Origin of the sequence: Pseudomonas sp. CF161 (assembly GCF_000416215.1) — a bacterium.
GTDB lineage: Bacteria > Pseudomonadota > Gammaproteobacteria > Pseudomonadales > Pseudomonadaceae > Aquipseudomonas.
This window is the reverse complement of the sequence record NZ_ATLP01000103.1, coordinates 58,590-81,721: the sequence shown is the minus strand read 5'-3', so window position 1 is coordinate 81,721 and position 23,132 is coordinate 58,590. Positions and strand designations below refer to the sequence as shown.

Genomic DNA, 23,132 nt, shown 5'->3' with positions numbered 1-23,132 from the left:
CGCCGCGCCAGCCCCGGTTGCCAAGCCCGCCGCGATTTCCGCGGCCGAGCCTGCACCGGCCGCCGCTGCTGCTCCAGCAGCCAAGAGCGAAAGCGGCAGCTGGTGGTGGCCGTTTTCCTCCAAGGATGACGCTGGCGACAAGCCGGTAGCCGAAGCCAAGAAAGCTGAACCGGCACCGGCTCCAAGCGTTGCCAAGGCTGACACCGGCAAGAACTGGTGGTGGCCATTTGGCCCGAGCGAGCCAAAGCCGCTGAGCAAGGTCGATGTCACTGATATCCCGATGCCTGATCCGAAAATCACCCAAGCCTGGCTGGATGACTATGAGCCGCGCCTGCGTGAAGCGATCAAGGACAGCAAGCTGCAACTGGAACGCCGCGAAAACGTACTGGTGGTCACCGCTCTGGTCGACGGCTCGTTCAACCCGGACCGTCCTGCCATGCTGCTGCCGGTGACCCTGGGTCCATTCACCCGCGTGGCCAAGGCTGTTGAAGGCGACTCCAAGACTGCGGTCCTGGTGCTGGGGCACGCCGATACCGTCGGTGCGACTGCCCTGAACCAGAAAATCAGCCGTGACCGTGCGCAATCGGTAGCGGCGATCTTCAGCCTCAGCGGCCTGAAACAAGACCGTCTGATGCTGCGCGGCATGGGTTCGGTGATGCCACGTGCGGCCAATGACAGCCCGCAGGGCCGTGCCTTGAACCGTCGCGTGGAAATCATGCTGACCCAGCGCAGCACCATGCTCGGCCTGCTGAGCAAGTACAACCAGCCAACCCCTTCGGAAACCGAAATGGTAGCTGTGCAGGACGTGAAGCCAGCTGTGCCGGCCATTGCCTCGAAAAAGGCCGCGCCGGCCAAGAAAGCCGCTCCTGCGAAAAAGGCCGCCACTCCTGCGAAGAAGCCAGCGACCAAGAAAGAACCAGCGAAGAAGGTAGCCCCGGCCAAGGCAGCCGCTCCGGCAAAAGCGCCGGCGACCACCGCACAGAACTGATTCTTTAGCGAAAGGAAGCTGCCATGACCCAGGCCCTGGCTGATATGCGCCGCGACTACACGCGTGATGGACTGACCGAAGCCCAGGCTCCGGCCGAGCCCTTCGCCTTGTTTCACCAGTGGTTTGCAGACGCGGTGAAAACCGAGCAGCCACCGGTGGAGGCCAATGCCATGACGCTGGCGACCGTCGACACGGATGGCCGCCCGCATTGCCGCATTCTGTTGCTCAAGGGTTTGGATGAGCAGGGTTTTACCTTCTTCACCAACTACCAGAGCGCCAAGGGTGAGCAGCTTGCCGCTCACCCCTTTGCGGCCATGACCTTCTTCTGGCCGACCCTTGAGCGCCAGGTGCGCATCGAGGGCCGGGTGGTCAAGGTCAGCCCGCAGGAGTCCGACGATTATTACCAGGTACGTCCGCTGGGCAGCCGCCTGGGGGCCTGGGCATCGCCCCAGAGCCGGGTGATCGATGGGCGCGGGGAGCTGGAGCAATTGCTCAAGGCGACCGAGGCGCGCTTCAGTGACAGCCAGCCCGATTGTCCGGAGCATTGGGGCGGTTATCGCCTGCTGCCCGAGCGTATCGAGTTCTGGCAAGGTCGCCCCAGCCGTCTGCACGATCGCTTGAATTATCGTGTACAGGGCGCTGACTGGGTGCGTGAACGCCTGGCGCCTTAAGGTTTCAGGTCAGGCGCCGGGGTAACCGGTCGCGGCGGCTGCCAGCCACTGCGGCAGGTCCCGGCGTTTTACTTTCTGCTGATGGGCTTTAGCCAGTTGTTGCAGCATAAAGGCCTTTTTCTGCTCATCCGTACCGGCCAGGGAAAGCGCCAGGTCGCGGTCCATCCAGCGTTTGATCCGCACATACAACCACCAGTGGAAGTACAAGCCGGCGGCGGTGGTGGCAATGATGATGAAGTAATCCATGAGAAGTCCTGTACTCGGGTGCGCGTAAATTTTGCCTGAGCTTTTTTGAGCGTTTTGGCGGTCTGCGTAGTCTGTACTGAGACTGAATGAAAGCAATTTTATCCGGGCGATGCCGTGACAGGTATCAAGCTGCGGAGTTTAATGACGATCTGTCCTTTGGAGTTGATCCTATGCGTAAGTCTGTTCTGCTGGTTGCTTCCTTCACCACGATGGCGATGTTGCTCGGTGGCTGTGCCTCGAACCTGACCGGTGACTCTTACTCCCGTGATGAAGCGCGTCGTGTGCAGACCGTTCGCATGGGCACCATTGAATCCCTGCGTCCGGTGAAAATCGAAGGCACCAAGACCCCGATCGGCGGCGCTGCTGGCGCTGTGATTGGCGGTGTCGGCGGCAGCGCCATCGGTGGCGGTCGCGGCAGCATCGTCACTGCGGTGATCGGCGCAGTCGCCGGTGGCCTGCTGGGCTCGGCCACCGAGGAAGGCCTGACCCGCACCCAGGGCGTGGAAATCACCGTCCGTGAAGACGACGGCAGCATGCGTGCCTATGTGCAGCAGGTGCAGGAAAACGAAGTGTTCCGCGTCGGTGATCGCGTGCGCATCATGACGGTCAATGGCACGAGCCGCGTTACTCGTTGATCGCACCCTGCAAAACAAAACCCCGGTCAGTTGCCTGACCGGGGTTTTTTGTTTTCAGCCTGGGCCAACCCTGGCTCAGGAGGGCAGGGCGTTGCTCTTGCGGCTGGCGGCGGCCGTCACCGCGTAGCCGATCAGGGCGGCAAAGAGCGAGCCAGTGAGGATGCCCATGCGGTCCATGCCGGCGTATTCACTGCTGCCCGGAACAAAGGCCAGGGAGCCGACGAACAGGCTCATGGTGAAGCCGATCCCGCACAGGATCGCCACGCCAAACACTTGCCCCCAGTTGGCGCCACTGGGCAGCGCGGCCAGGCCGCTCTTGACCGCCAGCCAGGTCAGGCCGAACACCCCGACGGTCTTGCCCAGCAGCAGGCCGACGGCGATGCCCAGGGGCACGAAGTGGGTGAAGCTCTCGGCGGTGACCCCGGTCAGGGACAGCCCGGCATTGGCGAAGGCGAACAGCGGCAGGATGCCGTAGGCCACCCAGGGGTGCAGAGCGTGTTCCAGGTTGCGCAACGGTGAGGGTTCGGCATTGCGAGTGCGCAGCGGGATGCACAGGGCCAGGGTCACGCCGGCCAGGGTGGCATGCACGCCGCTCTTGAGGACGCAGACCCAGAGGATCAGGCCAATGATCATATAGGGCCCGAGCTTGACCACCCCCAGCCGGTTCATCGCCACCAGCGCCGCCACACAGGCGGCCGCCAGCATCAGCGACAGAGTCGACAGAGTGCCGGAATAGAAGATCGCGATAATGATGATCGCGCCCAGGTCATCGATGATCGCCAGGGTCATCAGGAACAGCTTCAGTGACACCGGCACCCGCTTGCCGAGCAAGGCCAGGACCCCGAGGGCGAAGGCAATGTCGGTGGCGGTCGGGATCGCCCAGCCGTTCAGCGCCGGCGGGTTGTCCTTGTTGAGGAACCAGTAGATCAGCGCCGGCACCAGCATGCCGCCGATCGCCGCGGCGCCCGGGAGCACGATCTGCGACGGCTTGGACAGGTGCCCTTCGAGGACTTCGCGCTTGACCTCAAGCCCGATCAACAGAAAAAACAGCGCCATCAGGCCGTCGTTGATCCATAGCAGCAGGGGCTTGGCGATTTTCAGGGCGCCGATCTGGGCGACTACCGGGGTGTCCAGCAGTCCGTTGTAGAGCCAGGACAGCGGTGAGTTATTGATGATCAGGGCCAGAACTGCAGCGGCGATCAATAACAGACCGCTGGCAGCTTCCAACTGAAAGAAACGAGTGAAAGTACTACGCAGAGGCAAGGTCGCTCTCCATAAAAACGCTAAAGGTGGCACACCCTAACCCGTACCGTTAGTTGTTAAAACAAAAGTTATATTCTTTTTTGTTATAAGCAGAAGGAAAGCGTGCTGCTGAAAATACGGCCTGTCAGTTGTGTATCCAATTGCTTCATAGCTGTACCTGTGAGGCCCCCCGGATTTTTCCTACCATGGCGCCCCACAGCCCTTTGAACATAGTTCATCGCCGCCGCCGTGCAGATGTTTCAAGGGCGCCGGGTACCCACTCCGGGCCACTATCCTCCTCTTGCGCCGCCGTGGCGTTCGATCCAGCGAGAACCGACCATGAGCGACAACCGACAATGGGCCCGCGAGGCCATTCGCATTATCGAAGCCGACTTCCAGCGCAGCGCCGATACCCACCTCATCCCCCTGCCGCTGCCTGGCCTGCCCGGGATCGAGCTGTATTTCAAGGATGAGTCCAGCCACCCTACCGGCAGCCTCAAGCATCGCCTGGCGCGCTCGCTGTTCCTGTATGCGCTGTGTAATGCCTGGCTCAAGCCCGGCGCGCCGGTGATCGAGGCCTCCAGCGGCTCGACGGCGATTTCCGAAGCCTATTTCGCGCGCCTGCTGGGCTTGCCGTTCATTGCGGTGATGCCGGCCAGCACCTCCCAGGAGAAGATCGCGCAGATCGCCTTTTACGGTGGCAAGAGCCATCTGGTGCAGGACCCGACGCAGATCTATGCCGAGTCCGAGCGTCTGGCCCGGGAAAGCGGCGGGCACTTCATGGACCAGTTCACCTACGCCGAGCGGGCCACCGACTGGCGCGCCAACAACAACATCGCCGAGTCGATCTTCCAGCAACTGCGCTGCGAACGTTACCCGGAGCCAAGCTGGCTGATCTCCAGCCCCGGCACCGGCGGCACCACCGCGACCCTGGGGCGTTATGTGCGTTATCGCCAGCATTGCACCCGGGTCCTGTGCGCCGACGCCGAGCGTTCGGTGTTTTTCGATTACTACCAGAGCGGCGACGCCAGCCTGCGCCTGGAGTGCGGTTCGCGGATCGAAGGCATCGGTCGGCCACGGGTCGAGGCTTCGTTTCTGCCCAAGGTGATCGATGCGATGGTCAAGGTGCCGGATGCGCTGTCGCTCGCGGCCATGCATTACCTGGCCCAGCGCCTGGGGCGGCGGGTAGGGGGTTCCAGCGGCACCAACCTGATTGGTGCTCTGGTCGCCGCGCTGCAGATGAAGGAGGCGGGGGAGTCGGGTTCGATCGTGGCGATTCTGTGCGACGGCGGCGAGCGCTATGCGACCACCTATTACGATCAGCCGTGGCTGGCCGCCCAGGGCTATGAGTTGAGTGGTTTGATCGATGCGGTAGCCGCCAGCGTGGAGCAGGGCGTTGCGCTACCGGCCAGCGTATTGCGCGCCGGCATCTGATCGACCCGGCGCCAGGGTCCTGGGTCAGGACCCTGGCGAGGGCAGTGCAGGCTCGTGACTTAAGCGTCGAGCCCGAGCATGTTGCGTGCGACGGCTTCGGCGATGCGAATCCCGTCGACGCCGGCCGAGAGGATGCCGCCGGCATAACCGGCGCCTTCCCCGGCCGGGTACAGGCCTTTGACGTTCAGGCTTTGCATGGCTTCGTTACGGGTAATGCGCAGCGGCGATGAGGTGCGGGTCTCGATCCCGGTCAACACCGCGTCGTGCAGCGAGTAACCCTTGATCTGGCGGTCGAAGGCCGGCAGCGCTTCACGGATGGCTTCGATGGCAAAGTCCGGCAGGGCCAGGGCCAGGTCGCCCAGGGCCACGCCCGGCTTGTAGGACGGCTCGACGCTGCCCAGGGCGGTGGAAGGTTTGCCGGCGATGAAGTCGCCCACCAGCTGCGCCGGTGCTTCGTAGTTGTTGCCGCCGAGTTCGAAGGCGAGGGATTCCAGGCGCTCCTGCAATTCGATGCCGGCCAGCGGGCCACCCGGGTAGTCCACTTCCGGGGTGATGCCGACCACGATCCCGGAGTTGGCGTTGCGTTCGTTACGCGAGTACTGGCTCATGCCGTTGGTCACGACCCGGTTCGGCTCGGAGGTTGCGGCGACCACGGTGCCGCCCGGGCACATGCAGAAGCTGTAGACCGTGCGGCCGTTCTTGGCGTGGTGCACCAGCTTGTAATCGGCGGCGCCGAGTTTCGGGTGCCCGGCGTATTTGCCCAGGCGCGCGCTGTCGATCAGCGACTGCGGGTGTTCGATCCGGAACCCTACCGAGAACGGCTTGGCTTCCATGAACACGCCACGGCCGTGGAGCATGCGGAAGGTGTCGCGGGCGCTGTGGCCCAGGGCCAGGATCACGTGCTCGGAGTGCAGCTGTTCGCCGCTGTTGAGCTCGACACCGGTCAATTGCCCGTCTTCGATCAGGACGTCGGTCACCCGTTGCCCGAAGCGCACTTCGCCGCCCAGGGCGATGATCTGCTGGCGGATGTTCTCCACCACGCCGGTCAGGCGGAAGGTGCCGATGTGCGGCTTGCTGACGTAGAGGATCTCTTCCGGCGCGCCGGCCTTGACGAACTCGTGCAGGACCTTGCGGCCCTGGTGTTTCGGATCCTTGATCTGGCTGTAGAGCTTGCCGTCGGAGAAGGTCCCGGCGCCGCCTTCACCGAACTGCACGTTGGACTCGGGGTTGAGCACGCTTTTGCGCCACAGGCCCCAGGTGTCCTTGGTGCGCTCGCGCACTTCCTTGCCACGTTCGAGGATGATCGGCTTGAAACCCATCTGCGCCAGCAGCAGGCCGGCGAAGATGCCGCACGGGCCGAACCCGACCACGATCGGGCGCTGGCTCAAATCGGCCGGAGCCTGGCCCACCACTTTGTAGCTGACATCCGGCGCCAGGTTGACGTTACGGTCATCGGCGAACTTGCCCAGCACCTTGGCCTCGTCGCGCACCTGGGCGTCGATGGTGTAGATGAAGCAGAGTTCGGACGACTTCTTGCGCGCATCGTAGCTGCGCTTGAACAGGGTGAAGTCGAGCAGGTCATCGCTGGCGACGCCCAGGCGCTGCGCGATGGCAGGCCGCAGGTCTTCTTCAGGATGGTCGATCGGCAACTTGAGTTCAGTGATTCGTAACATGACGGGATCCGATTCGCGGGACGCACAAATGCGTCAGGGCGGTTTTACAAACCGGCGATTATAAGCCGCAAAGCCCGGATCCCGTGAGGTTAAAACGGTCGTCCGTCGAATCAGTCGTTGCGCGAGCCGCCGAAATAGGCGCAACCGCGCTGCACTTCACCGTTGATCCGCAGCTCGGCCGTCAGGTGCTGGACGCTGCCGGTCTGGCTGTCGACGCAACGCTGGGGCGCGACCCAGAGCTCGACGTGCTGGTTGTTGGCTTCGCTGGTGAGGTTGAAGCGGCCGTCACCCAATTGCTCTTCCAGGTAGGGCAGGGCCAGGGCCGGCTGGCCGGCGCGTTCGAGCATCATGCCCTTGGCGCTGACGTCCAGGCTCCAGGCCGGGGTCTTGCCACTGGCGCGCAGGATCAGGCGCTGGAAGTTGGGGTCGTTGCAGGCATTGCCCGAGCGTTCGACGCGGTACAGCTGGCGCAGCTCCACCTGGCCATCGCCGCTGGCCTTGTTCGAGGAGAAGCTGCCGCGCAGGTCGGCGAACAGCTTGCCTTGTTGGTCGGCCAGGGTCGCGGCTTCCTGCAGCACGCTGGTGCCGCCGCTGTCCTTGACCGCATAGCGGCGCTGTTCATTGCACGGTTTGAACAGCAGTTGCCCGTCGGCGGCGGTGAGTTCGCCTTGCATCCGGGTCAGGCCCGCCATGGACGGGGCCTGGGGTTGGCCATTGAGCATCGGCAGCATCTGGCAGCCGGCAAACAGAGGGAGCAGGGCGATACAAAGCAGTGAACGGGCGGCGCGCATTATCGGGTCTCCAGACAAGTGCCGCCACGTTACGCAGGCTGGCCGCGCATCACAACCCCGCTCCGGCAATGCCTAGCCGACCTGGTAGACCTGGCCGGTTTGCAGACCTTCGACACTCTTGGCGTAGGCCAGGGCGACTTCGGCGGCATTTACCGGCTTGAAGCCACGGAAGTACGGGGCATAGCTGCCCATGGCTTCCTGGACCACGGTGGGGCTGATGGCGTTGATTCGCAGGCCGCGGGGCAATTCGAGAGCGGCAGAGCGTACGAAACCATCGATGGCGCCGTTGACCAGGGCCGCCGAGGCGCCGGTACGGATCGGGTCGCGGTTGAGGATGCCCGAGGTCAGGGTGAAGGAGGCACCGTCATTGGCGAACTCACGGCCGATCAGCAGCAGGTTGACCTGGCCCATCAGTTTGTTCTGCAGGCCCAGGGTGAAGTCGTCGGCGCTCATGTCCCCCAGGGGGGCGAAGGTCACTCTGCCGGTGGCGCTGATCAGGGCGTCGAATTTGCCGGTTTGTTCGAACAGGCGGCGGATCGAGGCGCTGTCGCTGATGTCCACCTGCAACTCGCCGCTGGTGCGGCCGATGCGGATCACTTCATGGCGTTGCGAGAGTTCGTGGTCAACGGCCGAGCCAATGGTGCCGTGGGCGCCAATCAAGAGGATTTTCATGCTGAGGTTCCTGAGGGTGGGTGAACGAAGTTGCAGTCTAAGGTGGTTTTTTCTGTTGATTAACGCGCTAATAGGCAACCTTTGGTTTTCAAATGGAAACAATCCATGAGTGAGATGGATGACTTGGCGGCGTTTGCCGTATTGATCGAAGCCGGCAGCTTTACCCTGGCCGCCCAGCAGCTGGGCTGCAGCAAGGGCCAGTTGTCCAAGCGCATCAGTCAGTTGGAGGCCAAATTCGCCGTGGTGCTGTTGCAGCGAACCACCCGCAAGCTGAGCCTGACCGCCGCCGGCGCCGCCTTGCTGCCCCAGGCCCAGGCACTGGTGGTGCAGGTGGAACGCGCGCGCCAAGCCTTGGCGCGGCTCAAGGACGACATGGCCGGACCGGTGCGGATCACGGTGCCGGTGTCGTTGGGGGAGACGTTTTTTGATGGGCTGCTGCTGGAGTTCTCCCGGCGCTACCCCCAGGTGCAGATCGAACTGGAGCTCAATAACCTGTACCGCGACCTGTCACGGGACGGTTTCGACCTGGCGATCCGCTCCGAGGTGGCCAATGACCAGCGCCTGGTGGCCAGGCCGCTGCTGGCCTGGCGTGAGCTGACCTGCGCCAGCCCGGCCTACCTCGAGGAGTACGGCGAGCCCCTGGCGCCCCGGGACCTGGCCGAGCATCGCTGCCTGCTCAACAGCCACTACAGCGGCCGCGAGGAGTGGTTGTATCACCAACAGCACGAGTTGCTGCGGGTGCGTGTTTCCGGGCCGTTTGCCAGCAATCACTACAACCTGTTGAAGAAAGCTGCACTGGCTGGCGCCGGCGTTGCGCGGCTGCCGTCCTACCTGTTGCAGGCCGAACTGGCCGACGGCCGTCTGCGCTGGCTGCTGCGCGACTACCAGACCCGCAGCATGCCGATGTACCTGGTGCACCCCTACCAGGGCGGCCTGCCCAAGCGCACTCAGGTCCTGGCCGATTACCTGATCGGCTGGTTCAAGCGCAGCGGCGAAGCCCTCGACCGCCTGTAGCCGCTGGCACAGGCTCGGGTCGCGTTCGGACCCTGGGAGTGGGCAACGGAGCCATAAAAAAACGGCCCCGAAGGGCCGTTTTTGGTTGACGCATGCAGCTAGCCGCCCAGGTACGCTTCGCGCACTTTGGGGTCGGTCAGCAGGTCTTCACCGGAGCCTTGCATCACCACACGGCCGTTTTCCAGCACGTAGGCGCGGTCGGCGATTTTCAGCGCCTGGTTGGCGTTCTGCTCCACCAGGAACACCGTCACCCCATCACGTCGCAGCTGTTCGATGATGTCGAAAATCTGCTGGATGATGATCGGTGCCAGGCCCAGCGACGGCTCGTCAAGCAGCAGCAGCTTGGGCTTGCTCATCAGCGCACGGCCGATGGCGAGCATTTGCTGTTCGCCGCCGGACATGGTCGCCGCCGCGCTGAGTGAAGCGTTCCTTGAGCCGAGGGAACAGGTGCAGGACCTTATCCATCTGCTCCTGGTAGTCGCCCTTTTCGGTGAAGAAACCACCCATGGCGAGGTTTTCTTCCACGGTCAGCCGCGCGAACACCCGACGACCTTCCGGCACCACGGCAATGCTCTTGCGCATGATCTGCGCCGAGGTCTGCCCCACCAATTCTTCACCCATGTAGCGGATGCTGCCGCTGTGGGCCTGGGGCGAACCGCAGAGGGTCATCAGCAGGGTGGATTTACCCGCGCCGTTGGCCCCGATCAGGGTCACGATTTCGCCCTGGCGGATCTCCACGTTGACGCTGTGCAGGGCCTGGATCTTGCCGTAGAAGGTGGAAACGTTTTCGAATTGCAGCATTTACGCTTCCCCCAGGTAGGCTTTGATCACTTCAGGATTGTCGCGGATCTGCTCCGGCGTGCCGTCGGCCAGGGGCGTGCCCTGGTTGATCACGACGATGTGGTCGGAAATGCTCATGACCAGTTTCATGTCGTGTTCGATCAGCAGCACAGTGACGTTGTGCTCTTCACGCAACATGCTGATCAGCGCCTTGAGGTCCTCGGTTTCCTTGGGGTTGAGGCCGGCGGCAGGTTCGTCGAGCATCAGGATCCGTGGACGGGTCATCATGCAGCGAGCGATTTCCAGGCGCCGTTGCTGACCGTAGGCCAGGGTTCCGGCGGTACGGTTGGCAAACTCCGTGAGGTTGACCTTGTCCAGCCAGTACTCGGCGAACTCCATGGCATCGCGCTCGCTCTTGCGAAACGCCGGGGTCTTGAACAACCCCGCCAGGAAGTTGGTGTTCAGGTGCCGATGCTGGGCGATCAACAGGTTCTCGACCGCGGTCATGTCCTTGAACAGACGCACGTTCTGGAAGGTGCGCACCACGCCTTTGCGGGCGATCTCATGGCCGGGCAGGCCTTCGATGGCCTGGCCGTCGAGCTGGATGCTGCCACCGCTGGGCTTGTAGAAACCGGTCAGGCAGTTGAAGACCGTGGTCTTGCCGGCGCCGTTGGGGCCGATCAGGGCCACGACCTGTTTTTCCTTGACGGTCAGGGCCACGCCGTTGACCGCGAGCAGGCCGCCGAAGCGCATGCTCAAGTTTTCGACTTTAAGGATCTCGCGGCTCATTTTCGCAACTCCATGTGTGGGCGTTGCATCGGCAGCAGACCTTGTGGACGCCAGATCATCATCAGCACCATCAAGGCGCCGAACATCAACATGCGGTATTCACTGAACTCGCGCATCATTTCCGGCAGCAGGATCATCACCACGGCAGCGAGGATGACCCCCAGCTGCGAGCCCATGCCACCCAGGACCACGATGGCGAGAATGATCGCCGACTCGATGAAGGTGAAGGACTCGGGCGTGACCAGGCCCTGGCGCGCGGCAAAGAAGCTGCCGGCGAAACCGGCGAAGCTGGCGCCCAGGGTAAAGGCCGAGAGTTTGATCACGGTCGGGTTCAGACCCAGGGCACGGCAGGCGATTTCATCTTCACGCAGCGCTTCCCAGGCACGCCCGATCGGCATGCGCAGCAGGCGGTTGATGACGAACAAGGCAGCCAATGCCAGCAACAGCGCAACCAGGTAGAGGAAGATCACCTTGTTGATCGAGTTGTATTGCAGGCCGAAGTACTCGTGGAAGGTCTGCATGCCTTCAGCGGCTTTACGTTCGAACGTCAGGCCGAAGAAGGTGGGTTTCTCGATGTTGCTGATGCCGTTCGGGCCGCCGGTGAGGTCAGTCATGTTGCGCAGCAACAGACGGATGATTTCACCAAAGCCCAGGGTCACGATCGCCAGGTAGTCGCCACGCAGTCGCAGTACCGGGAAACCCAGCAGGAAACCGAAGGTGGCGGCCATCATCCCGGCGATGGGCAGGCAGATCCAGAAGCTCAGGCCGAAGTAGTGCGACAGCAGCGCGTAGCTGTAGGCGCCCACGGCGTAGAAGCCGACATAACCCAGGTCCAGCAGGCCGGCGAGCCCGACCACGATGTTCAGGCCCAGGCCCAGCATCACGTAGATCAGGATCAGGGTGGCGATATCCACCGCCCCCCGCGAGCCGAAGAACGGCCACACCAGGGCCCCGACGATCAGCGCGAGAATGATCCAGCGCTGGGTCTTTGGCAGGGTCAGGAAGTTGCTGGCCTTGGCCGGGATCAACGGCATGCTGGGCGAGGATTTCCAGGCCGCGCTGATCTGGTGGTTGAACAGCACCCGCAGGAACATCAGCACCGAGCAGATCGCAATGATTGCCAGGGTGGTGTTGCTGGTGTTGTGGACCTCCAGGTTGATGCCGACGATGGTCAGTTTCAGTCCGAGTACCGGGTAGGCAACGGCCCAGACCAACAGGGCGCTGAACAGCGCCGATTTAAGATTCCTAGTCATACTTTCTCAACCTCCGGACGGCCCAGAATGCCGGTCGGCCGGAACAACAGCACCAGAACCAACAAGCCGAAAGCCACGACGTCCTTGTACTGGTCGCCGAATATATCGGCGCCAAAGGCTTCAGCCACCCCCAGCACCAGCCCGCCGAGCATGGCTCCCGGGATGCTGCCGATACCGCCCAGAACCGCTGCGGTGAAGGCCTTGAGACCGACCAGGAAGCCGGCGTTCGGGTTGATCACGCCGTATTGCATGCTCAGCAACACCGCCGCCACAGCCGCCAGTGCCGCACCGATGACAAAGGTCAGGGCGATGATGTTGTTGGTATTGATACCCAGCAGGTTGGCCATCTTGATGTCTTCGGCACAGGCACGGCAGGCGCGACCCAGGCGAGAACGGGAGATGAACAGCGTGAGGCCGAGCATGGCCACCAGGGTCACCACGAACACCACGATCTGCATGTAGGAGATCAGCACTTCATGTGCGCCGCCTGGCCCGATGGAGAAGTTGCCCGGGATCAGGTTGGGGATGGATTTGTCCTTGGAGTCCTGCGCCAGCAGAACCGTGTTCTGCAGGAAGATCGACATGCCGATGGCCGAGATCAGCGGGATCAGGCGGTTACTGCCACGCAAGGGGCGGTAGGCGATCCGTTCGATACTGTAGCCGTAGGCACTGGTGACGACGATGCTCGCGATAAAGGCTGCGGTCATCAACAACGGGACACTGTCGAGTCCCATCATGGCCAGCCCGGCGATGGCGATGAACGCCACGTAGGAGCCGATCATGTATACCTCGCCGTGGGCGAAGTTGATCATTCCAATGATGCCGTAAACCATCGTATAGCCGATGGCGATCAGGGCATACGTGCTGCCAACGGTCAGACCGTTAACCAGCTGTTGGAAAAAGTGATAGATGTCAGGCATTACAACGCTCCTAAAAACCTGATACGCATTTCACTGGTGGAGTCATTTTCCCGCTTGGACCCCGTAGATCTGCATCCACTTCGGGTGCAAGTTTTGCCAGCGAACCGCTGATGACGGTTTTGAGATTTTCAGGTGGGGAGGCCCCGGATCACGGAAGCACGGCCCATTACATTCGTAAAACAAAGCCCACGGCACGCCGTGGGCTTTATTGGACGCTCAGTAGGACAGGGCCTTATTGAGGCGAGACTTCGGTTTTAGGTTTGCCGAAGTGCCACTCGTAGACCACGAATTTGAAGTCTTTCAAGTCACCCTTGGCGTCGAAGCTCAGGTCGCCAGTCGGGGTTTTGAACGTGCCTGCGTGGATGGCTTCAGCCACCTTGGCGGCATCTTCGCTCTTGGCGGCAGTGATGCCACCGGCGATGACTTCAACAGCGGAGTAGGCCGGGAATACGAACGGGCCGCTTGGGTCTTCTTTCTTGGCTTTGAAGGCATCTGCCAGGGCGACGTTGGCCGGATCCTGGTCGAAGGATTTCGGCAGGGTCACCAGCAGGCCTTCGGAAGCGTCCTTGGCGATCTGGGAAATGGAGTCGTTACCCACGCCTTCCGGACCCATGAACTTGGCTTTCAGGCCTTTTTCCTGGGCTTGACGCAGGATCAGGCCCAGCTCTGGGTGGTAGCCGCCGTAGTAGACGAAGTCGACGTTGGCTTGCTTGAGCTTGGCGATCATCGAGGAGAAGTCTTTGTCGCCGGCGTTGATGCCTTCGAACACGGCAACCTTGGTGCCTTTTTTCTCCAGGGTCTGCTTCACGGCAGTGGCGATGCCTTCACCGTATTGCTGTTTGTCGTGCAGCACGGCGACGATTTTCGGCTTCACGTGGTCGGCGATGTAGTTACCGGCGGCAGGGCCCTGGGCGCTGTCGAGGCCGATGGTGCGGAACACCATTTTGTAACCACGGGCGGTGATGTCCGGGCTGGTGGCAGCCGGGGTGATCATGATCACGCCTTCGTCTTCGTAAATGTCGGAAGCGGGTTGAGTGGAGCTGGAGCAGAGGTGACCGACCACGAACTTGACGCCGTCGTTGACGACTTTGTTGGCCACGGCCACGGCTTGTTTCGGATCGCAGGCATCGTCGTATTCAACGGCTTCGAGTTTCTTGCCGTTGACGCCGCCCTTGGCGTTGATTTGCTCGATGGCCATTTTGGCGCCACTGAACTGCATGTCGCCGTACTGGGCTACAGGGCCGGTTTTAGGGCCGGCAATACCGATCTTGATGGTGTCAGCTGCGAACGAATGGCTGGCAACCCCGGCCAGGACCATAGCGGCAAACAGTTTGGAAATCTGCTTAGTAGCCTTATTCATAGTGCTCCACTCTTACTGTTGTAATTTTTATAGTTCTGGCGGCCAGAGACGCAGAACCGGGTCAGATAGATCTTGGTTATCCCCGGAAGTGTCCCTGGCAACTGTACCGGTACAGTGTAGAGCGCCGGTTGTTCGCTTGAAAAGCTGGCTGCTGGGGACAAAACCATAGGGTGTCGCTTTATTGAAAGAAAAAGACAGAATTGCGGCGGGATTTTCGCTGTAGTGCGGCCTTGTTCGAGGGCAATCCTTGGCGTTTCTGGAGTTCTCTATCGTTGACGCGTTGGCATCTGGGTTTTTCTGCCAGATCACCGACGTTATGATTGCGCCGATTTCTTTTCTGGACAGTCCCATGACTCAAGAACCTAGCACCCTCTATGCCAAGCTGCTTGGTGAAACCGCATCTATTACCTGGAAGGAGTTGGAACCGTTCTTTGCCAAGGGTGCCCTATTGTGGGTCGACCCCGGGCTGGATCTGATCGAAGCGGCGCAGGCCATGGCCGAGAACCAGGCCGAGAAAGTGGCTGCCTGGCTGGCCGAAGAGAAGGTTGCCAAAGTGTCTGCGACGCGGGCGCTGGATCTGGTGGAGCGCGATCCGCAGCTGTGGGCGGTGGTGGTATCGCCGTGGATTATGGTCCAGGAAAGGGCGTCTGCCTGATGCTGCGCACCGCCATGGTGCGCATTTTTCGCTGGGCAAAGTGTGTAGCGGAGTAACCGCGATCCGGGTGATGGCATCTTGCCGTGAAGAAAGGCCCCACCGCGTTTTCAACCCGGGTGACGTTCACGGAAGGGGAACAGTTTCAAGCCCAGCCGACGGGCTGCTCAATTGTTTCGGAGTGTGAGTTGGCAGGGCGTGCGGCCACCATAAAGTTGCCATCAACGCCAGGCCTGGGTCTTGCGGGGGGAGAGGGGCGACGCAGTGGCCGCTGACACCGGCTCCCCCAGACAAAGGCGGGAGCCGGCGTGCCACGGCGGCGATCAGTGGTCGGTCTTGCCGGTGTGGTTGTTGAGGGAGATGACCTTGGTCTTGCCGATGCGGTGACGGTAGATCTCGCGCAGGTACTTGATGGCCTTTTTCACGCAATCGCGGGACAGCCGAATGTCATTGATCGAGACGAACTTGTCTTTGTCGTTGATCAGCTCGCGGTATTTCTTCTCGTACATCGGTTTGATCGCGTACCAGTTGGTATCGAGGATCTTCGCCGGGTTCTCGAACTCGTTCAGCAGGTCGTCGATCAGGCTTTCATCGAAGTGCTCGCTGACGATGAAATCGAGGATCGAGTTGTCCAGGGTCTCGTCGAAACGGTACGGGTTACGCGCGAAGCAACGCTTGATAAAGGCCACGATCAGCGTCAGGAAGTCGTCCGACAAGCACGGGCTCTTGGCAATCAGGGTGGTCAGCGACAGGTTGGCCGACGCCCCGATCACCAGCGCATAGCGCTTGAGGGTGGTGTTGGGGAACAGGCTGTTGAGATGGGTCTTGAGTCGATTCAGATCCATATACGACAGCTTGTAGTCTTTGGGCAGCGAGACGATGGAGACCACCGACGAGCAGTTCTTGAAGAAGTGCAGGTCGTGCAGCGCCGCCGCGTCGTAGCCCGAAGCCTTGTACTGCTCCAGGGCTGCGCGATAGCGCTTGGATTCGATCGGCAGCAGGCTGATGCCCTCGATGGCCTGGGTCACCTTGTTGAAGTGCGGCAAATCGATCGAGCGGAAGAACAGGTCGTCGATGTTCAGGCGCTGCGGCTCTTTCTCGAACACCTTGAACTTGTCCCCCGACGGCGCCGGTTGCTCGGGCACCACGGATTCGGCGTAGGCAATCGCCACCGGGCCGGCCAGGCTCATAAACAGGTCGTTGGCATCCAGGCGGATGGTTTCGCCAATGTCGATACCGGCACGGCGGAAGTAGTTCTGGTCGTAGTCGGTGGTCACCGCCTGCGCCGTGAGGATGTTGAAGATCTGCTGGGAGATGTACTGGTTGGCGTGCTTCTCCATGGCGTTGACGTCGATGTTCTGGATGTTGCCGTCATCGCTTTCTTCGGCGTAACGCATGATGTCGTTGGAGATCAGCATCATCGCGTTCCAGGGACGGATCCGGCCCATGACGCTGGCTTCGCTGCTGTCTTCGTTGTCGAAGTTGTAGGAGAAGTCCCACTCTTCCGACAGGTATTTGCACAGCAGGCGGCCGGCGTTGATGTGCAACGCCTCGGACATTTCGCTGCGGTGGTCGGAGATATTCGGCAGCACGCAGATGCCGCTGGTAAAGATCGGCTCGAAGACGAAGGAATGGCCGCTTTTGCTGTCGTGTTCATCCACCGGCTTGGTGTCGAACGTCTTGTTCATGTACGAGTACTGCTGGGCCAGGCCGAACTCCGACGCCATGCCCGAACCGGTACCGCCGCCGGCACTGAAGATCGAGAAGTACAGGCGCGACTGGTTGGCCTTGATCCCGCAGGAATCGATCAGGTACGAGTGGATCATTTTCCAGTCGGGGCTGGAGAAGCGCTGGGTGTCCTTGTTAAGGATGATCTTGGCCAGGTACTGACCCAGGATCGGCGCGTTACCGGCACCGCCGGCATGGACTTCCGAGAGGTCCATGATCTTCATCTTGCTGTAGTCGCGGATAAAGCCGCTTTTTTCGCCCTTGCGCGAGAAGCGGATGCGCCCGGCAATGTCCTTGTCCAGGTCGCCGAGCATCACCAGCGGCTCTACCAGGAACACCGGCTTGCTGGCCTTGTTCTGGCCCAGGCGCAGGTTGTTGCGAATCCACTGGCCCGGGCTATAGCCCTTGGCCTCGTAGGATTTGTCTTCGTTATTGAATTCGTTGAGGTAGAACTTGCGCGCGTTGTACACCAGTTCCGCGACATCCAGGGCAATGTTCGAGCCGCAGCGGCCGAGGCCGATCAGGCACACCGACGGGAATTCCTGGTCGCGGCGGATCTCGTTGTCGCCTTCCAGGTGAGGTGGGCGCGGGAACACGCTGTCGCGCAGGCCGTCGAGGTTATCGAGGATGCGGTCGGTGTTGGTCTCCGTGAAATACAGGTACTGCTGGGTGGCCAGCGGGCGGGAGCTGGACAATGGCTTCGAAATCGAGGGGCTTGGAGTCGGAGAGGCCAGCGTCAGCTCGGATACTGCGTCGGCAGAGTTGTTTTTAGAAGTCATTGTGCGCCATGTGCCTGAACGGGTCGGCTCGTAGACAAAATGCCATCGAGCCATCACGGAGTGGGTTTCGCGACTTTTACAGTGCGATATTGGCCCCCGCGTCAGGGAATATGCCTATGGACGCAGGGGGGAATCCTTTCCTTCGTTCAGATAAATCGGCCAATATCCGGCGATCTTTAATCAAAAGGAGGCAAGATGATGGCAGCGTTACCTTCACTCGGATTTGCCGGTATCGGCCTGATGGGGCTGCCCATGTGCCGGCGCCTGCTGGCTGCGGGATATCCGCTCACCGTGTGGAACCGCAATCCGCAGAAGTGCGCGCCACTGGTCGCCGCCGGAGCGCGACAAGTCGCCACACCGGCCCAGCTGTGCGCAGCCAGTGACCTGGTGCTGTTATGCCTGGCCAATACCGAGGTGGTGCGCGAGGTGGTTTTCGGCGATCAGGGCGTCGCCCAGGGGGCCCGGGCCGGGCAGCTGCTGGTGGACTTTTCCAGCCTTGAGCCTACCGCCACCCGTGAAATGGCCGCCCAGTTGGCCGAGGCGACCGGCATGGGCTGGGTCGATGCGCCGGTTTCCGGCGGCACGGCGGGTGCCGAAAGCGGCAGCCTGGCAATCATGGCAGGCGGTGCGGTGGCGGATATCGAGCGGATTCGCCCGCTGCTGCTCAACCTCGGGCAGCGGGTGACCCACATGGGGCCGATCGGCGCCGGCCAGGTGACCAAGGCCTGCAATCAGATGATCGTTGCCTGCAATGCCCTGGTGATTGCCGAAGTGGTGGCCCTGGCCGAGCGTTCCGGGGTCGATGCCAGCCTGATTGCCGAGGCCCTGGCCGGAGGTTTTGCCGACTCGCGGCCGCTGCAGTTCCTCGCCCCGCAAATGGCTGAAAGCCGCTTCGAACCGGTGAAGTGGCATGTGCGGACCTTGCTCAAGGACCTGGACGGAGCGGTGAAATTTTCCCGCGAGCAGGGCTCGGCCACGCCCATCAGCGGCTTGGCAGCACAGTTGATGCGCCTGCATGGGGCCCAGGGCTATCTGGAAAAAGACCCGGCGACCCTGATCCATCTCTATCGTCAGTCGGGGGCTGAAGGCGCGTAGCGGCCCAGGCTGGCTGGTGTTCGTGGAGTTCGCTGAGCAATGCCGGCAGCAGCTCCAGGGACACCGGGCGGCTGAGCAGATACCCCTGGATGAAGTCGCAGCCGTAATGGCTGAGGAACGCGGACTGCTGCACGGTTTCGACGCCCTCGGTGACCACCTGCAAATGCAGGGTGTGGGCCATGATGATAATGGCCTGGACGATCTCCATGTCCTGGGTCGAATGGGGGATGTCCTGGATGAACGAGCGGTCGATCTTCAAGGTGTTGAGGGGCAGGCGCTTGAGGTAGGCCAGGGATGAATAGCCGGTGCCGAAGTCGTCGATCGACAGCGATACGCCCAGGGCCCGGATCTGCTGGAGCAGCATCAGGGTATTGGCGATGTTGCCCATCAGGGCGTTCTCCGTGACCTCCAGCTCCAGGCACTGGGCCGGCAGGTCGGCGTGGTGCAGGGCCATCTTGATCTCGTCGGTCAGCTCGTCGCGCATCAGGTTCAGCGCCGAGCAATTGACCGCCACCTTGAGTTCGTTGAAACCCTGGCGCCTGAGCGTGGCCAGGTCCTCGCAGGCCCGGCGCAACACCCAATTGTCGAGTTCGGCGATCAGGCCGTTGGCCTCGGCAATGCTGATAAAGCGGTCCGGCGCCAGCAGCCCATGCACCGGGTGCTGCCAACGGATCAGCGCTTCGAGCTTGCTGACCCGGGCGTTCTTCAGGTCGTAGATTGGCTGGTAATACACGGTCAGCCCGGCTTCGCTGCGCAGGGCGTGGCGCAGTTCTTCTTCCAGTTGCAGCTCCAGGGTGGCGCGGGTCTTCAGGTTGGAGCTGAAAAAATGCAGGCTGTTGCGACCCGCGCCCTTGGACTGATACAGCGCCAGGTCGGCGTTTTTCAGCAGCTCTTCGCAGGTGCGACCGTCGTCGGGGAACACACTGATACCAATGCTTGTGGTCATCACCATGCGCCGGCCGGCGAGCTCGATGGGCAGTTTCATCTTTTGCATGATGCGCTGCGCCATATGCCGCGCTTCGTCGCGGTTATGCAGGCTGATCAGGATGCAGAACTCATCGCCACCAAAACGTGCGACCACATCCTCGTGGCTGCGGGTCGAGCCCTTGATATGCCCGGCCAGGACCTTGAGCAACTCGTCGCCGGCGTCATGGCCGAGGCTGTCGTTGATGCGCTTGAAGTGGTCGATATCCAGAAACATCACCGCCAGCATGCCGCCGCATGCGGTTTTTTCGATGAGTTTTTCAGCGAACAGCTGATTGAAGCCGCGACGGTTGATCAGGCTGGTCAGGGCGTCGTAGTGCGCCACCTGTTGCAGGGAAACACGGGCCTGATCGAGCTGGCTGAGCAGGGCGTTGACCCGCCGCAGGTCGCGCTCCTTGTGTTGCAGCTTCTTGTCGGCCAGGGCGGCGCTGATGCAACTGCCGATCAGCAGCAGGATGATCACCGCAATGGTCAGCCCCAGCTGCATATGGTTGTTGTCCTGGGGGGCCAGTTGCGGCGCGCCGAGGGGCAGGGCCAGGGTCATGGACCACATGCCGAGAAAATGCATGCTGACGATCCCGGCGCCGAGCACCAGGCTGCTGGCGTACTTGAGCAATTGATGGAACATGCCGCTGCCTTCGCGCAGCAAACTGGACAGCAGCAAGGCGGCGAAGCTGCAGGTGATGGCGACGATCACTGCCAGGGCGAAGCGGGTCGGGTCATAGAGGGCCACGGCGTTGGAGCGCATGGCGGCCATGCCCACGTAATGCATGGCGCAGATGCCCAGGCCGATCCAGATCGAGGCACTGATGTAGCGCCCCAGTCGCAGTTCAGGTTGGCTCAGGGTATTCATCGCCAGCCAGGAGGCGACCAGGGCTGTCAGCAGCGAGAGCACGGTAATCGGCAGGTCGTAGCTGACCTCGATCGGCGGCTGGAAGGCCAGCATGCCGATAAAATGCATGGCCCAGATGCCCCCCGCCAGGCAGGCGGCCCCTATCCAGCGCCACAGTCGCTGGGCCGCGGGGTTATCCACGTGGCCCACGCGTTCGGCCATGTCCAGCGTGGCGAAGCTGGCCGCACAGGCGACCAGATAAGCCAGCAGCACCAGAAAGGGGTTATGGCTGCAATCGAGCAATACCTGACCACCTTCCGGAAGCTCGGTAAAAAAATGCGCCCCAAGCCATCCCATAGCATGCCCCATCACGGAATTTGCTCGCCCTGGCGGATCCCGGCGCCGACGAATGCCTTGAGTATAGAGCTCGCCCGTAGCCTGCAAGCGGTGATGGCAAACTGGTTCTAATGATTTGGTTATGGGACAGATAGCGTTTGGAGCTAAGCGCTCTGTTCGAAATACAGCTCGTCGAAACGCGGTTCAAGGGGGGCCAGGCCGAACGCGGCGCGCGCGGCATCGCAATCGGGGTTGGCCAGGCCGTCGGTCCAGGAGGCTTCGAACTCGCGGCAGGTGCTGGAGCGTTCATGGTAAATCGCGCAGCTGACCTGGCTCCCCACCTCACCGACCAACCCCACGCAGCGCGTGGGTTTGCAGTCAGTGCCGAGCATGGCCACACGGCTGGGGCTGATGGGCGCCACCAGGTCGTCGGGCACCGAGCCCCCGGCCGAGGCGCATTCTCCCCAGAAAAAAGACACGCGAAAGTGTGAACAGCAGGCACCGCAACTCAGACACGGACTGGCTTCGGACATGGGCGTCATCAATAGAAAAGGGGGTAGGAGAGGGGGGAGGCAAGGCCGCCATTCTAGGCTTCGCAATGGCCTTGGGAAGGGGGGGCGAGGACTATATTTTCTGCCGGTAAAAGTGGCACTTTGATTGCAGATTTTCGGGCTTGGCCCAAGGACCGTGGCTTTCAGCCCGAGGCAAGATGCCATGGCCTGATATCAGGATGGCGAATGATCACAGACAGGTGCGGCAGGGCTGACTAGATTGCAGTTTCCAGGCTCGCTTGCGTCTGGCCGAATAACAATAAAGAGACCGAACCATGCACAACTCGACCCAAGCGGCGAATGCCTGGCGCATTCTATTCCTGTTGTTTCTGGCGAACCTGTTCAACTTTTTCGACCGCACCATTCCGGCCATCATCATCGAGCCGATCCGCATGGAATGGCACCTCAGTGACTTCCAGCTGGGGATCATCGGCACCGCCTTTACCATCGTCTATGCCATTGCCGGCCTGCCCCTGGGACGCATGGCCGATACCGGCTCGCGCAGCAAGCTGATGGGCTGGGGCCTGGCGGTGTGGAGCGGGCTGACGGCGGTCAACGGCCTGGTGGGCAGTTTCTGGAGCTTTCTGATCGTGCGCATGGGGGTGGGCATTGGCGAGGCCAGTTATGCCCCGGCGGCCAACTCGCTGATCGGCGACCTGTTTCCCGCGCACCGTCGGGCCCGGGCCATGGGCATCTTCATGCTGGGCCTGCCCCTGGGGCTGCTGCTGGCGTTCTTCACCATCGGCGCGATGGTCAAGGCTTTCGACAGCTGGCGCGCGCCGTTCTTTATTGCCGCCGTGCCGGGCCTGCTGCTGGCGGTGTTCATGTTCTTCATCAAGGAGCCGGCACGGGGCGCCGCCGAGACGGTAAAGGTCTCCCAGGAGCCGGTGGACCGGCCGATCCGCCGGGTACTGGCGATCCCGACCTTTCTCTGGCTGGTGCTGGCCGGGTTGTGCTTCAACTTCGCCACCTATGCCTGCAACTCGTTCCTGGTGCCGATGCTCCAGCGTTATTTCCTGATGCCGCTGCAGGAGGCCGCCGTGGCCACCGGGGTAATCGTCGGGGTGACCGGCCTGATCGGCCTGACCCTGGGCGGCTGGATCGCCGACAAGATTCACCAGCGCGTGGCCAACGGGCGCCTGCTGTTTGCCGCCGGCAGCCTGATTATCTCCACCCTGTGTACCGCCTGGGCGCTGCATGCCGGGCGGATCGAGATCGGCGTGTTTGTCGCGCTGTTCAGTGTCGGCTGGCTGTTTGCCTACAACTTCTACACCTGCGTCTATACGGCGATCCAGGACGTGGTCGAGCCACGGCTGCGGGCCACGGCGATGGCCCTGTTCTTTGCCGGTCTGTACCTGCTGGGCGGTGGCCTGGGGCCGGTGGTGGTGGGCGGGCTGTCCGACCATTTCGCCCACTCGGCGATGTACGCCGCCGGTGCCGAGCAAATGACCGAGGCCTTCAAGGCCGTCGGCTTGCACGACGCCATGTACCTGATTCCGGTCGCGCTGTTTTTGACCATGCTGTTTCTGTTCCAGGCCTCGCGCTGTTTTGTGCGCGATTCCCAGCGGATGAAGGATGGCCTGGGCGCGGTGGAGGTGCCGATTCCAGCGGTCACGGCTTGAATGCACCGTGCGGTGATGGGGGAGCAGGCTCCCTCATCACCGAGAATCAGCGCCCATGAAAAAGGCCCGCATTGCGCGGGCTTTT

General features: G+C 61.9%; 20 protein-coding genes and 1 pseudogene. 8 read left to right on the top strand and 13 right to left on the bottom strand.

The annotated features are described in order from the left end of the window. Together CF161_RS23395 and pdxH are read left to right on the top strand one after the other, a co-directional pair. A partial coding sequence (locus tag CF161_RS23395; protein WP_020299095.1) for an OmpA family protein occupies window positions 1-988 on the top strand: 988 nt, incomplete at its 5' end. A gap of 23 nt (window positions 989-1,011) precedes the next feature. Then, entirely contained in the window at window positions 1,012-1,659 is a 648-nt protein-coding gene (gene pdxH, locus CF161_RS23390; RefSeq protein WP_020299094.1) for a pyridoxamine 5'-phosphate oxidase, read from the top strand. 9 nt (window positions 1,660-1,668) lie between these two features. Here the strand turns inward: pdxH and CF161_RS23385 are convergent, their stop codons facing one another. Further along, on the bottom strand, window positions 1,669-1,905 hold the full coding sequence (locus CF161_RS23385) for a hypothetical protein (protein ID WP_020299093.1): 237 nt from the start codon (window positions 1,903-1,905) through the stop codon (window positions 1,669-1,671). A gap of 170 nt (window positions 1,906-2,075) precedes the next feature. On the opposite strand from CF161_RS23385, the gene CF161_RS23380 reads away from it, so the two are divergent. Beyond that, entirely contained in the window at window positions 2,076-2,540 is a 465-nt protein-coding gene (locus CF161_RS23380) for a glycine zipper 2TM domain-containing protein (protein ID WP_011059627.1), read from the top strand. 75 nt (window positions 2,541-2,615) lie between these two features. Here CF161_RS23380 and nhaA read toward each other — a convergent pair whose 3' ends face one another. After that, window positions 2,616-3,803, bottom strand: coding sequence for a Na+/H+ antiporter NhaA (gene nhaA, locus CF161_RS23375; protein WP_020299092.1), 1,188 nt, complete (start codon window positions 3,801-3,803; stop codon window positions 2,616-2,618). A gap of 318 nt (window positions 3,804-4,121) precedes the next feature. Between nhaA and CF161_RS23370 the strand changes: the two genes are divergently transcribed. After that, window positions 4,122-5,216, top strand: coding sequence for a PLP-dependent cysteine synthase family protein (locus CF161_RS23370; protein WP_020299091.1), 1,095 nt, complete (start codon window positions 4,122-4,124; stop codon window positions 5,214-5,216). A gap of 59 nt (window positions 5,217-5,275) precedes the next feature. Here the strand turns inward: CF161_RS23370 and CF161_RS23365 are convergent, their stop codons facing one another. The 3 genes from CF161_RS23365 to CF161_RS23355 form a co-directional block, all read right to left on the bottom strand. Continuing rightward, window positions 5,276-6,889: an NAD(P)/FAD-dependent oxidoreductase gene (locus tag CF161_RS23365; RefSeq protein WP_020299090.1), complete on the bottom strand. Its 1,614-nt coding sequence runs from the start codon at window positions 6,887-6,889 to the stop codon at window positions 5,276-5,278. A gap of 110 nt (window positions 6,890-6,999) precedes the next feature. Beyond that, complete coding sequence (locus tag CF161_RS23360; protein ID WP_020299089.1) at window positions 7,000-7,680, bottom strand: COG3650 family protein; 681 nt, start codon at window positions 7,678-7,680, stop codon at window positions 7,000-7,002. A 72-nt stretch (window positions 7,681-7,752) separates the two neighbouring features. Beyond that, entirely contained in the window at window positions 7,753-8,352 is a 600-nt protein-coding gene (locus tag CF161_RS23355) for a short chain dehydrogenase (protein ID WP_020299088.1), read from the bottom strand. A gap of 105 nt (window positions 8,353-8,457) precedes the next feature. Here CF161_RS23355 and CF161_RS23350 point away from each other — a divergent pair, with 105 nt between their 5' ends. After that, on the top strand, window positions 8,458-9,366 hold the full coding sequence (locus tag CF161_RS23350; protein WP_020299087.1) for a LysR family transcriptional regulator: 909 nt from the start codon (window positions 8,458-8,460) through the stop codon (window positions 9,364-9,366). A gap of 98 nt (window positions 9,367-9,464) precedes the next feature. Here CF161_RS23350 and CF161_RS23345 read toward each other — a convergent pair. From CF161_RS23345 to CF161_RS23325, 5 genes and pseudogenes are all read right to left on the bottom strand, one after another. Continuing rightward, window positions 9,465-10,167: pseudogene (locus CF161_RS23345) on the bottom strand (ABC transporter ATP-binding protein). Next, the gene (gene livG, locus CF161_RS23340; RefSeq protein WP_020299086.1) at window positions 10,168-10,935 is read right to left on the bottom strand and encodes a high-affinity branched-chain amino acid ABC transporter ATP-binding protein LivG; all 768 of its coding nucleotides are present in this window, start codon (window positions 10,933-10,935) and stop codon (window positions 10,168-10,170) included. Then, window positions 10,932-12,188 (bottom strand): high-affinity branched-chain amino acid ABC transporter permease LivM, encoded by a 1,257-nt coding sequence (locus tag CF161_RS23335; protein ID WP_020299085.1) that lies wholly within the window; start codon window positions 12,186-12,188, stop codon window positions 10,932-10,934. Before CF161_RS23335 ends, livG begins: the two co-directional genes overlap by 4 nt. Further along, entirely contained in the window at window positions 12,185-13,108 is a 924-nt protein-coding gene (gene livH / locus CF161_RS23330; RefSeq protein ID WP_020299084.1) for a high-affinity branched-chain amino acid ABC transporter permease LivH, read from the bottom strand. Before livH ends, CF161_RS23335 begins: the two co-directional genes overlap by 4 nt. 232 nt (window positions 13,109-13,340) lie before the next feature. Beyond that, complete coding sequence (locus tag CF161_RS23325) at window positions 13,341-14,468, bottom strand: branched-chain amino acid ABC transporter substrate-binding protein (RefSeq protein WP_020299083.1); 1,128 nt, start codon at window positions 14,466-14,468, stop codon at window positions 13,341-13,343. 349 nt (window positions 14,469-14,817) lie between these two features. Here CF161_RS23325 and CF161_RS23320 point away from each other — a divergent pair, with 349 nt between their 5' ends. Next, the gene (locus tag CF161_RS23320; protein ID WP_043230208.1) at window positions 14,818-15,123 is read left to right on the top strand and encodes a DUF2288 domain-containing protein; all 306 of its coding nucleotides are present in this window, start codon (window positions 14,818-14,820) and stop codon (window positions 15,121-15,123) included. A gap of 320 nt (window positions 15,124-15,443) precedes the next feature. Here the strand turns inward: CF161_RS23320 and CF161_RS23315 are convergent, their stop codons facing one another. Further along, window positions 15,444-17,627: a hypothetical protein gene (locus tag CF161_RS23315; RefSeq protein ID WP_043230202.1), complete on the bottom strand. Its 2,184-nt coding sequence runs from the start codon at window positions 17,625-17,627 to the stop codon at window positions 15,444-15,446. Window positions 17,628-17,822: 195 nt separating this feature from the next. On the opposite strand from CF161_RS23315, the gene CF161_RS32455 reads away from it, so the two are divergent. Continuing rightward, window positions 17,823-18,722, top strand: a complete 900-nt coding sequence (locus CF161_RS32455) for an NAD(P)-dependent oxidoreductase (RefSeq protein ID WP_084471745.1) — start codon at window positions 17,823-17,825, stop codon at window positions 18,720-18,722. Here CF161_RS32455 and CF161_RS23305 read toward each other — a convergent pair. Both CF161_RS23305 and CF161_RS23300 read right to left on the bottom strand, forming a co-directional pair. After that, window positions 18,610-20,895 (bottom strand): bifunctional diguanylate cyclase/phosphodiesterase, encoded by a 2,286-nt coding sequence (locus tag CF161_RS23305; protein WP_043230199.1) that lies wholly within the window; start codon window positions 20,893-20,895, stop codon window positions 18,610-18,612. The genes CF161_RS32455 and CF161_RS23305 overlap by 113 nt on opposite strands. A 143-nt stretch (window positions 20,896-21,038) precedes the next feature. Next, on the bottom strand, window positions 21,039-21,407 hold the full coding sequence (locus tag CF161_RS23300; RefSeq protein WP_020299078.1) for a YkgJ family cysteine cluster protein: 369 nt from the start codon (window positions 21,405-21,407) through the stop codon (window positions 21,039-21,041). 293 nt (window positions 21,408-21,700) lie between these two features. On the opposite strand from CF161_RS23300, the gene CF161_RS23295 reads away from it, so the two are divergent. Continuing rightward, window positions 21,701-23,047, top strand: coding sequence for an MFS transporter (locus tag CF161_RS23295; RefSeq protein ID WP_020299077.1), 1,347 nt, complete (start codon window positions 21,701-21,703; stop codon window positions 23,045-23,047). Window positions 23,048-23,132 lie beyond the last annotated feature (85 nt).